This is a genomic window from Streptomyces sp. NPDC057638, from assembly GCF_042800315.1.
GTDB lineage: Bacteria > Actinomycetota > Actinomycetes > Streptomycetales > Streptomycetaceae > Streptomyces.
Genome location: NZ_JBHVHF010000310.1, coordinates 1 through 8,896, shown reverse-complemented (window position 1 = coordinate 8,896; position 8,896 = coordinate 1). Strand labels below are relative to the sequence as shown.

The following is an 8,896-nucleotide window of genomic DNA, read 5'->3' as shown; positions in this document are numbered from 1 at the left end:
GGCCGAGGAGTATGTCTCTCAGGGCCTGAGGCCCCGCTCCCGGGGAACCGTCGCGCGGTGGGCGCGGTGGCGGACCACTCCGGCGGTCACCACCAGGGCGGCGATCAGCAGCGAGACCAGCATCTGCTCCCGTGCCCCGGCGTCGAAGACCATATAGACGATCACGAACAGGATGACCGCGATGGTGGCCCCGGTCAGCCAGGGGAAGAGCCACATCCGTACGGTGAGCCGCTCCGGTGTCTCCCGGAGGATGATGCCCCGCATCCTCAGCTGGGTGCAGCAGATCACCAGCCAGACGAAGAGCGCCACCGCGCCGGAGGTGTTCAGCAGGAAGGCGAAGACCGATTCGGGCCAGCGGTAGTTGAAGAAGACCGCGATAAAGCCGAAGAGCACGGAGGAGAGGATCGCCGCGATGGGCACACCGCGCCGGTCGGTACGGGCGAAGGAGGCCGGGGCGTCGTGGCGCCGTCCGTTCAGGCGACCGGCCCGGTCAGGGGGCCAGCGCCGTGCCCGTTCCGTTCTTTCGGCCGGAGGAACGGTGAACGCGCTGTCCCGAGCGGAGCCGGGGCCCACGGCGGAAGGGTGCCCGGAGCGGTGTCATCCGGCGACCTGGGGATCCTGGTCCCGGACCCAGGCGTGCAGGCGCTCACTGAGCACGACGTCGTGCGGGAGCCGTTCCAGGCTCCGGGCGTCCGTGGCCGCCCCGCGCCGCGTCAGGCTGTCCGCGAGATAGCCCCAGTGTCCAGCCGCCGCCTGCTCCGGTGTCTCATCGTCGGCCGGCTCGTCCGGCCCGACCACCATCCGGGCGGTCTCCTCGAAGTCCTCGTCCGAGAACTCCGGGGAGTCGCCCGCGGTGGACAGCCAGCTTGAGGTCCAGCCGCGATCGTCGAGCAGCACCAGACCGCGGCCGTCGGCCAGTACGGCCTCCAGCCGCGCCGACACCGACAAGGTGGTGGCGGTGCTGCCCTCCAGATCGACATGAGTGACCAGACGGACCACGGTGGTCATGGCGTTCCTCCCCCGGTTGAGCGGCCCCGTTCGCGGGGCCGCGCTGAACGGACCACGATATCCCGGGCCTGGTCCCGGCCATCCGGAGGCCAGGGGAGGCCCCGGAGCGACCCCGGGCCCGGGCCTCGGGGCGGTCGGCCGGTCGGCGCCAGCAGGGCCGCCGCGGCCCGTGCCCTGACCGGGTGCGCCCCGCCGCAAGGTGGGCCACCGCGTGCCCCGGGGCCGTCCTCAGAGGGAGCGGGTCACCCCGGCGCGTACGCACCCGTACGCGCCGCACCCGGTGGGCCGGTCCACCGTGCCGGTAAGGTGCCCCGCCACGGCGCCCGGGCGGACACCGGGTGGCGGAGAGTGGTGGATGGCTTCGGGCGAAGGCGGCCGCTCTCAGGCTTCGGGCGGCTGCGACAGCGGGCGGGGCACTCGTCAGTTACCCGTCAGCCGCTCGTCAGATAGCGGTCGATCGCCCGCCGCGCCGACTCCACTCCGTACAACCCATGACCCACCATGTCCACGGTGAACAGAGACGCCTGCGGGAAGGCGGCCGCCATACGCCGGGCACCGGCCAGCGGTGTCGCCGCGTCGTGCGTGGCGTTGACCACGAGCACCGGTGGCAGCGCGCCCCGCGCCGGCTCGGACCGTGGCTTCGGCGGCGGCCAGCCCTGGCAGCCGAGCACCATGTCCAGCGCCTGGGAGCTGTAGCGGACGTTCGGGGCGGCCTTCGCCACCCGCTCCCGGATCTGCCGGTACTCGGCGAAGTCGCGGATCCGGAGGTCGTTGTCCCGGCACAGCACGAGCTGCCAGGCCCGTTCGGGTCCGGCGTCGTACCGGGGGACCTCGCCCGTACCGCTGTGCAGCGCGGCGAGCCACTCCGTCGCCGACCCCGGCATGTACTGGCGCAGGGCGAAGTAGAGGACACCCACGAGCTGGTCGGTGTCGATCGTCCGCTGGGTGGGCCCGCCGGGGCCCGGCTCGCGGAGCGTGCCCGCGTCGGCGCGGGCGAACAGCTCCCGCGTGACGGAGACCAGCTTCCGGCCCTTGAGGACGCAGGAGGTGTCCTTCTCGCAGTCCGCCACGAGCCGCTCGAAGATGCCGTCGACGGCGACGCCGCCGTCGGTGAGGAACCGCTCGGCGCTCAGTGCGCCCGGGGCCACGGCGCTGTCGAGCGCCAGCGCCCGCAGCCGCTCCGGGAAGAGACGCGCGTACCGCTCACCGATGGAGGTCCCGTAGGAGGTCCCCAGGAAGCTGACCTTCCGCTCTCCGAGGGAGGAACGGATCGCGTCCATGTCACGGGCGACGCTCTCCGTGTCCATATGGGCGGCGAGCGGGCCCGACCGCCGCAGACAGCTCTGCGCCAGTTCGCCGTTGAGGGTGCGCAGCCGTTCGAACTCGGCGGCGTCGTCCGGCCGGTACGGGATCTTCGCGGCGATGGACTCGTCACAACGGACTCCCTCGCTGCGGCCGATGCCACGCGGGTCGAAGGAGACCACGTCGAAACGGTTCAGCAGCTCCGGGGAGAACTCACGGTCCGCGTACATCGCGGAGTCGGCCCCGGGATTCCCCGGGCCGCCCGGGTTCGTCATCAGCACCCCGATCCGCTGTGCGGGGTCGGCGGCCCGGTGGTGGGCGACGAAGACGCTCGTCCGGGGTCCCCGTGGCCTCGACCAGTCCACCGGCACGTCGATGGTTCCGCACCGTACCCGCGGTCCCGGCTCCGGCATGGGGTCATTGGGGGGACAGGGTCCCCAGCGGATCGCCGTGGGCGCGGCGCCGACGGTGGGCACCGCCTTCCGGCCGTCCCCGGTGCCGGGGGCCGCGACGGCGGCGGGCGCGGTCAGCGCGGCGGAGGCCATGAGGGCGAGGAGCGCGGACAGGACGCGGCCGCCCGCCCCCGGGGCCGAGGAGGCCGGGCCGACCGCCCCGCCCGGTGAACCGCCCCCGCCTCCGCGCGTGATGATGTTGATCGTGTTCATGGGCGTCACTGTGGCGGCCGTGTGTGATGAGCCCTCGATGAACGGATGATGGGCAGGTAACCGCGCCGCTCGGGTCCGGCGTCGTACCGGGGGACTTCACCCCGGGTCCGTCAGGCCCTCGGGTCCCGGACGGGTCGGGCCTCAAGGTTCCCCGGACGGGTCGGGTCCCCGAGGTTTCCCGGACGGGTCGGGTGCCAGGGTCCCTGAACGGGTCTCTGAACGGGTCCCCGGACGCGTCAGGGTGCTCCAGCCTCCGTCGGTCCGTCACGCCCCGTACCGGCCACGCCCTTCAGAAGCAGGGCGCGCGCCTCGGTGAGGCGCCGTATCGGGTCGCGGTCCGTGGTGTCGCCCGTGACCGTGTCGGCCCAGTCCAGCAGCCGGTGCAGCGGGGGACCGGCCGCCGCCACGACGACGGGAGGATCCCCGAGGACCACCTCACCGCCCGTTCCGTCGATGGCGATGAGCGTGCCCTCAGGCAGCGCGCGGTCACCCACGCGGACCCGGCGGGCGGCGGCGTCGACGGTGAGGCGCACCGCGCCCACCACGGCGGGCTTGCCCATCGCCCGTGCCACGACGGCGGCGTGACTCGTCGGCCCGCCGCGCGTGGTGACGACACCCGCGGCGGCGGCCAGACCGTGCAGATCGAGCGGCGAGGTCTCCGGACGCGCCAGGACGACGGGCCCGTGCGCGGCCAGGCGGACCGCGCTGTCGGCCGTGGTCGCCAGCCGGCCGGCCGCGACACCGGGCGAGGCGCCCAGCCCCCGGGTGAGGACGTCCCCCGCGTCGCTCACCGCGATCCGTGGCGTGCGGGCCTGCCGCAGCTGCTCGGGGGAGACCCGCAGGATCGCCTCGTCGCGTCCGATCGTGCCCGCCTCCGCGAGATCGACCGCGACCCGGACGGCGGCGCCTCCGACGAATCGCCCGGGGCGCACCTGGAGCAGCCACAGCTCGCCCGCCTCGAAGGTGAACTCCACATAACACGCGTCGCGGTAGTGCTCCTCGATCCGCTCCAGGGCGTCCAGCAGACGCGCCCACACGGAGGGCTCCCGGTCGGCCAGCTCCCGCAGCGGCCGGGTCAGCGCCCGGCCCGACACGACATCCTCGCCCTGGTGGCCGAAGAGGACCTCCCCGTAGGGCACCCGCTCACCCGTGTTGGGGTCGCGGCTGAACGCGACTCCCGTCCCACTGCGCTCGTCACGGTTCCCGTACACCATCGCCTGGACGGTCACGGCGGTACCGAGACCGGCCGGGATGTCGTGCAGTGCGCGGTAGGTCCGCGCGCGTGGTGTGTGCCAGGACGAGAAGACGGCCGCGACGGCGAGCTCCAGTTGCCGGTGCGCGTCCTCGGGCACGGGCGCGCCGTTCCGTTCTCGTACGACGTGTTCGAAGTCCGTCACGTGCGCGGGGTGTCCGGCGGGCTGGAGGGTCCCGGCCGGACGGCCCGTGCCGGAGCCCCGTACGGCGGACGTCAGGCCCTCCCGGCCGCCGTCCTCCAGGCTCTTCCGGGCGTCCCCGCCGTCGACGCCGAGCACGACGGAGGCGAAACCGGCCAGGAACCGCAGCCGCGCGTCGAGCGCGAAACGGGGATCGCCCGTCTCGTCGGCCAGGGCGCTGGTGGCCTCGGTGGTGAGCCCGAGGTTGAGGACGGTACTCATCATGCCGGGCATCGACACGCTCGCGCCGGAGCGGACGGAGACCGTCAGTGGCCGTCCGGGTCCGCCGAGAACGCGGCCCGTGGCGGCTTCGAGAGCGCGGACGGCGGTGGCGAGTTCGGTGTCGAGGCCGCTGGGGAGCCGCCCGGTACGGAGGAAGGCACGACACGCCTCCGTACTGATCACGAACCCCGGCGGCACGGGCAGACCGAGACGCAGGAGGACGACGAGACCATGGGCCTTGCCCCCGAGCACCTCCACCGGTGCCCCGGTCTCCGCCGAGAGCTGGTGGATCCATGCCATCGCGGTGTCATCCTCGGGTCGTGGTCGTGGTCGTGGTCGTGGCCGTGGGTCGGACGGCCGGGCGGATGGGCGGATTCGGGTCGGGCCGTACCGCGGGCCGGGTCAGTGGCGCGGGATACCGAGAGTGACCAGCAGATCCTCGTGCAACTGGAACCACACGCCGTGGTACGAGGAGGTGTGCTCCGTCAGATACCGCCGGTCCCCGGCCTCCGCTCGCGCCAGCGCGTCGGTGAGCCGGACGCGATGGCGGTGGAAGCGGGGCAGCGCCGTGGACAGCTCCGCGCAGACGGGCTCGGCACGCCGGTCGAACTCCAGGAACCTGCGCAGGACCCGGAGGTCATAGGCGGGGTCGGTGTGGTCGTTCAGTGTCATGACGCCGTCCACGGGGCGCAACTGCCAGGCCGCACAGAGGTCGAGCAGTTCGGGGTTGAGGACGAGGAACCGCTCGAAGGCGGCGGTCACCGCGGGCCGGGCGCCGACCGTGGCCAGCTCGTCGGCGATCCGCTCCGCGTCCACGGCCCGGCCCGTCTCCGTGAGGCCCCAGCCACCGAAGTCGCCCGCGGTGTGGGTGACGAGTCCGGCCACGGCGAGGTCGATCAGCTCCGACTCCACATCGGGCTCGGGAAGTCCGGTCACCGAGGCCACCGCCGCGAGACCCGAGAAACCGGCGTAGCGCAGGGCGTGGAGCACCAGGAGGTCGGCGCCGGTAGCGGGGGAGGACGGGATGGGCTGGGTCATGACGCGGTCCCCTCCGGAGTGGTGGTGTGGGAGATGGCCGGGGAGGCCGTACGATCGCTGGTCGCGCTGGTCGCGCTGGTCGCGCTGGTCGCGCTGGTCGCGCTGGTCGCGCTGGTCGCGCTGGTCGCGCTGGTCGCGCTGGTCGCGCTGGTCGCGACGGCGTGTCCGGCGCCCCGGCCCTTGGCTCGGGCGACGAGTGCGCCCCGGTGGACGCGTACCGCGTGTTCGGTGGTGTCGTCGGCGTCCGGTACACCGAGGGCCGACGCCAGCAGACCACGGTCGTCCAGAACCAGACGGAGGCGCGGACAGGCGTCCGGGGGGAACACCCGCCGCAGATCGCTGGTCATGTCACCGACCCTGAGCCGGACGAGGCGTCCGATCTCGGCCGGGTCGGCCGTGGCCACGGCCACGGTGACCTGGTCCCCGGCCCGCGCGGCGCGCACGATCTCCTCCGTGGCCTCCAGACGGTGGCTGCCGAGGAGCGCGATCACACCGTCCTCGGCGCACCCGACCGGGAGGCCGGTGATCAGATCCCGTGTTCCCTCCGGTGGGTTCCATGGCTCCCGGCAGGCGCGTGCCGCGGGGACATGGGGCAGGTGCGGCGGGTCCCAGGAGTCGGCGAGGGCGAGTCCGCCCAGATGGGCGCAGGCTTGTGCGATGTCGAAGGGGTCGCCGGACCCGAGGGCCGGATCGACCGACGCGCCCGGCCCGTCCAGCAGCCGCAGGACCAGCTCGGCCCGCCGCACCTGCCGTACCGGTGGCACCCCGTCCGGGCTCCGTGCCTCCAGCGCGAGTGCCAGGAGCAGCGCCTCCAGCCGGGCCAGCTGTCCGAACGCGGCGCGGATCGGCCCGCCGTCCAGCACACCGGCCAGGGAGCGCGACCGCACCTGATCGACGGCGGTCATGTCGCCGGTCAGGGGCAGTCGGCCGAGTCGGGCACGGGCGAACGCGCCGAGTGTCCCGGCGAGGGGCGGGGGCGGGGCCTGGGGCGGCGGGGGACCTCCGTCGACGGCGGGGTGTTCGACGGGAGTGTCGCCGACCAGGTCGAGCAGGACCGCCAGATAGAGGGCGCGTTTGCTCGGGAAGTTCGAGTACACCGCGCCACGCGTCAGTTCGGCGCGTTCGGCGATCCCGTCGACCTTCGCCGCGGCGTAGCCCCGCTCGGTGAACTCCGCCCTCGCCGCGGCCAGCACGGTGGCGCGGGTGCGCTCCTGCTGCTGGGCCCGGGACAACCGAACCATCGTCGACCCCCTCCTCCAGAACTCCGCCCGAACTTCCGCCGGTACGGGAACGATACACAGATCATCCCGATGATGAGAACATGTGAATGCGCGTTGTCGATGGACCGGGGCATGGGACGAGGACTTATGAGGCTCCGTCAGCTCGGCAACGCGGTGACGCTCCCTGCCCCCGGACGGTCTCCCGCGCGGGTGGCGGCTTCCCCGGCCCGGCCGGGTGCCCGGGGGCGAGGCCCGGGAAGCGACACCCGCTCGGGCGAGGCACAGGAAGCTTCGCCCCGGTGAGTCCCAGGAGAGCCTCACCGGGGCCGGGGACGCCCCGGCGGGGCTCCGGAGAAGCTCTCAGTCCTCGGGCAGGATGACCCCGTTCTCATCGAGCGGCGGATGCATACGGTCGGGATCCTGACGCTCGATATCGCTCGGACGCGGCCCCTCGGGACCCACGGGGCTCCAGCGCAGCAGACGGCAGGTGCGCGCGATCTGGTACGTGGTGTCCTGGAACGTCAGCTCGATGACCCGGCCGGACCGCAGCTCGCGGACGGCCTCGACATAGACGGCCAGCTCCGGCACCGACACGTCGGTGTCATCGTCCACGATCAGGGGCCGGACACCGAACTCTCCGTCCGGGTCGGCGGGCAGGAGACCGTGCTTGCGCGGCCACTCCCAGGTCAGCGAGAAGTCCAGGGATTTGCGGGCCGAGTGCGCGGTGGCGTGCGGACCGCTGTGCGGCCGCCATCCGTTCGGACTCCGTTCCACCACGGTGAACGTCGGGGGCAGCAGCACGATGTCCCGGTGGGTGTCCAGTGCCTTGAGGGAGTCCTCAAGGACCGCTTCCGGGAACCGGCCGCCGGTGTAGCACAGATCGCGCAACGACAGCCGCTCCGCGGCCTGCGCCGGGGTGACCGGTGCGTCGGGGTCCACGACCGCGCCGTCGTCGACATACGGATCAAGAGTGGGAGACCAGTCGGGGACCAGGGGTTCGGGATCGGTCGGACGCGGCGGCTCCATCCCGTCAGGGCCGGTACGGGCGTACTCCTCGGCGCGGACCACACGGAAACGGGTCCCGGCCGCCGTGAGATCGTCGGCGCGCTCGCGCTCCAGCCGGGCGACCGCCGCCAGGAGCGACCGCCGCTCGGCGACGTCCTTGGCCTCGTCCTTCGCGCGGAACCACAGCATCGAGTGCAGTTCGTCCCGCGCCTCCTGCGGGGTGATGGCCGTCACCGAGACCACCACCCGCCACTCGGGCGCCTCCGAGGGGTCCTGGGCGAGCACTCCGAACCGGGGGCCGCGCACCGCCAGATCGCCGTAGCGCGCCAGCGCGTCGCTCGCGTCGGCCTCGACCGCGGCTTCCACCGGATCGACCGGCACCCGCACCACCATGGGTCGTGCCTCAAACGGACTGAGATGTTCATCCTCCATGGCCCCCATCCTGCCCATCCCTGCCCCTCGCCGGGGCGCGTTCCCGCGAGACCACGGCGACCCGGTCGGGTGAGCGGCTCACCACCTCGGTCGCCGCCCTGGTCACACGGTGGATGGGCGAGCGGAGCGACACCCGGGCGGGCGAACAGGTCGGCGTGGACCGAACGCGCGGGCGGATCGACCGCGCCGAGGGAGTCGGCGAGCGAGGTGAACTTCCCCTTCCGGCGGCGCGTGCCGACGATCGCGTCGATGACGTGGTCGCCGACGTCACCGACGGATCCGAGCCCGGAGCGCACGTCGGCACCGACGGCGGCGAACGCGGTGACGGACTCGGTGACGGACTCGTTCCCATCGGACTGGAGCACGTGGACACCGTTCCCGCGGCGTCCGCGAGAGAGACCGCGGCCTTGGCGTCGCCGTCGTCGGCCGGGGTGAGCGGCGCGGCCGGGCAGTTGGCCTTGAGGCAGGCGGTCCCGTACGGGGCGGGACCGAATCCAGCGGTGTGGGACGTGGTGAAGGCGCGGCCGGAACGCGCCGTGGCCGCCGCCCGCGGGGGAACGTCTTGGGGGCG

7 protein-coding genes and 1 pseudogene are annotated in these 8,896 nt (G+C 73.4%); all 8 read right to left on the bottom strand.

Going from position 1 to position 8,896, the window contains the following annotated elements:
* Nucleotides 1–18 precede the first annotated feature (18 nt).
* A pseudogene (locus ACFVIM_RS29230) lies at nucleotides 19–471 on the bottom strand (amino acid transporter); the annotation flags it as partial.
* Nucleotides 472–597: 126 nt separating this feature from the next.
* Complete coding sequence (locus tag ACFVIM_RS29225; protein WP_384307478.1) at nucleotides 598–1,008, bottom strand: hypothetical protein; 411 nt, start codon at nucleotides 1,006–1,008, stop codon at nucleotides 598–600.
* A 431-nt stretch (nucleotides 1,009–1,439) separates the two neighbouring features.
* Nucleotides 1,440–2,975: an alpha/beta hydrolase gene (locus ACFVIM_RS29220; RefSeq protein ID WP_384307476.1), complete on the bottom strand. Its 1,536-nt coding sequence runs from the start codon at nucleotides 2,973–2,975 to the stop codon at nucleotides 1,440–1,442.
* Between the two features lie 236 nt (nucleotides 2,976–3,211).
* Nucleotides 3,212–4,930 carry a pyruvate, phosphate dikinase gene (locus ACFVIM_RS29215; RefSeq protein WP_384307474.1) on the bottom strand — a complete coding sequence of 573 codons (1,719 nt, stop codon included), beginning with the start codon at nucleotides 4,928–4,930 and terminating at the stop codon, nucleotides 3,212–3,214.
* A 102-nt stretch (nucleotides 4,931–5,032) separates the two neighbouring features.
* A complete protein-coding gene (locus ACFVIM_RS29210; RefSeq protein WP_384307472.1) occupies nucleotides 5,033–5,668 on the bottom strand; it encodes a transcriptional regulator in 636 nt (211 codons plus the stop codon).
* A complete protein-coding gene (locus ACFVIM_RS29205; RefSeq protein ID WP_384307470.1) occupies nucleotides 5,665–6,909 on the bottom strand; it encodes a TetR/AcrR family transcriptional regulator in 1,245 nt (414 codons plus the stop codon). Before ACFVIM_RS29205 ends, ACFVIM_RS29210 begins: the two co-directional genes overlap by 4 nt.
* Nucleotides 6,910–7,248: 339 nt before the next feature.
* Complete coding sequence (locus tag ACFVIM_RS29200) at nucleotides 7,249–8,223, bottom strand: DUF5954 family protein (protein ID WP_384307480.1); 975 nt, start codon at nucleotides 8,221–8,223, stop codon at nucleotides 7,249–7,251.
* Complete coding sequence (locus tag ACFVIM_RS29195; RefSeq protein ID WP_384307468.1) at nucleotides 8,124–8,690, bottom strand: hypothetical protein; 567 nt, start codon at nucleotides 8,688–8,690, stop codon at nucleotides 8,124–8,126. Before ACFVIM_RS29195 ends, ACFVIM_RS29200 begins: the two co-directional genes overlap by 100 nt.
* Nucleotides 8,691–8,896 lie beyond the last annotated feature (206 nt).

What these genes read in the sequence shown, in the direction of transcription:
- ACFVIM_RS29225 (WP_384307478.1), bottom strand. Translation starts at nt 1,008, where the DNA reads ATGACCACCGTGGTCCGTCTGGTCACTCATGTCGATCTGGAGGGCAGC.
- ACFVIM_RS29220 (WP_384307476.1), bottom strand. Translation starts at nt 2,975, where the DNA reads ATGAACACGATCAACATCATCACGCGCGGAGGCGGGGGCGGTTCACCG.
- ACFVIM_RS29215 (WP_384307474.1), bottom strand. Translation starts at nt 4,930, where the DNA reads ATGGCATGGATCCACCAGCTCTCGGCGGAGACCGGGGCACCGGTGGAG.
- ACFVIM_RS29210 (WP_384307472.1), bottom strand. Translation starts at nt 5,668, where the DNA reads ATGACCCAGCCCATCCCGTCCTCCCCCGCTACCGGCGCCGACCTCCTG.
- ACFVIM_RS29205 (WP_384307470.1), bottom strand. Translation starts at nt 6,909, where the DNA reads ATGGTTCGGTTGTCCCGGGCCCAGCAGCAGGAGCGCACCCGCGCCACC.